The organism is Verrucomicrobium sp. BvORR106 (assembly GCF_000739655.1).
Classification (GTDB): domain Bacteria; phylum Verrucomicrobiota; class Verrucomicrobiia; order Verrucomicrobiales; family Verrucomicrobiaceae; genus Verrucomicrobium.
Map to the genome: position 1 here is coordinate 1 of NZ_BATR01000197.1, position 1,746 is coordinate 1,746.

General features: G+C 62.6%; 1 protein-coding gene. It reads left to right on the forward strand.

The window, feature by feature from the left end; all coding sequences use genetic code 11:
- Positions 1-357: 357 nt before the first annotated feature.
- Positions 358-1,698, forward strand: coding sequence for an IS110 family transposase (locus BV106_RS34740; protein ID WP_051946965.1), 1,341 nt, complete (start codon positions 358-360; stop codon positions 1,696-1,698).
- Positions 1,699-1,746: the final 48 nt, after the last annotated feature.

Sequence of the window (1,746 nt, forward strand, 5' to 3'; positions counted from 1 at the left end):
GCACTTATAGTCGGGTCGGAGTTATTCATCAATCGGCGGTCAGGGGCTCCCTCTGAAGCCCCCAGCCGCCGCCGATTGTGAATAACTGCGCCGCGCGCCGCTGGCGTTTTGGCGCTATCCTTGGAGGCCGGGCGGTGGTGGCCGCCACCGCCCGGTGCATGCACGCCCCCCTCACCAATAGCCGCACTCAGCGTTTGACGCTTGTTTGGAGAGTTTGGGTCGGGGGTGTGCCTCCAGGCTGCAACGAATCCTCAGACAATTTCGCTCGACGAACTTCTATAAGTACTTCGCCCAGGCCTGGAGCTGCATGCCCTTATTGTCGGCCTTTTTGGTCCCACTGACAATCCCTTCCACGCCATGAAAACATCGCGTTGTCCGGGGCGCTCCACGGCCCAAGTGCCGGCTGCCACCCCTGTTGCAGGTTGCACCCCTCCTCAAGGCGTCCATGCCGCCTTTGTCGGCATCGACTGGGGCAGCCAAAAGCATGCCTTCAGTCTGCGCCGCAGCGGCGCGAGCCTAGGGGAGGTGCGCAAAGGCACCTTCACCATGAAACAAATCCCCGACTGGGTCTGCGAACTGCGCCAGCAGTTCGCCCCGGGCCGGGTCATCGTCGCCATGGAAAACCACCGGGGAGCCCTGCTTTACGCCCTGGCCCAGCATGCCGACTTCATGGATCTGGTGCTGGTGCCCACCCGCAGTGCCGCGCAATATCGCCAAGCCTTCTGCTCCAGCGGAGCCAAGGCCGACGGACCGGATGCTGACAGCCTGCTGGACATGCTCTATCACCATCAGGAAAAACTCTCCATCTGGCAGCCCGATGATGAAGACACCCGCCTGCTGGCCGCCCTCTGCCAGATGCGGCGTGACGCCGTGGATGAGCGCACCCGGCTGGGCAACCACCTGGCCGCCCGGCTCAGACTGGCCTACCCGGTGGCCCTGGAGATCTGCTCATCTATTACATCGAACCTTGGTCTGGAACTGCTGCACCGCTGGCCCACCATGGCCCAGCTCCAGGCGGCACGGCCGCAGACCTTGCGCCAGTTCTTCCATCTTCACCACATCCACCAGCCCCAGCTGGTGGAGCAACGCCTGCAACTCATTGCCCAGACGCAAGCGCTGGTGTGCGCCCCTTCGGTTCTCATCCCGGCCCATCTCGACATCAAACGCATGGCCGCGGAGCTGCGGGCGGTGCTGTCAGCCGTTGACGACTATGACAAACGCATTGCCGTCCTGTACGCCAAACATCCCGACGCAGGCATCTTCAAGAGCCTGCCTGGAGCGGGGCCGGCCATGGGCCCCCGGCTGCTGTGCGCCCTGGGAAGCCAGCGGGAGAGGTGGCCCAGTGCACTGGAGCTACAGACCTTCAGCGGCCTCTCACCCGTGCGCATTGCCAGCGGCAACACGAGCTGCATCCAGATGCGGCGGGCCTGTCCCAGGTACTTCCGGCAGACGTTCCATGAGTTCGCCAGCAGCTCGATCCGCTACTGTCATTGGGCGAAGGCTTACTACGAAAAGCAGAGAGCCCGCGGCAAGCAGCATCATACGGCTTTGCGCAGTCTGGCATGGCGCTGGGTGCGCGTCATATGGCGGATGTGGCAAGACCACACGCCCTACCAGGAATCGGTACTCATGGCAGAGCGACAGCGCTACCAGGGAGTAGCTCACCCAGCTACTCCCACAGACTGCCCAACGGAGTGAATAACTTCTTAAAAAGAGGTTGCAGCTTAACTCAGACTCTCTCCAAAA

Excerpts from the sequence above, each read along its gene's own strand:
- BV106_RS34740 (WP_051946965.1), top strand. The coding sequence starts at position 358 with ATGAAAACATCGCGTTGTCCGGGGCGCTCCACGGCCCAAGTGCCGGCT.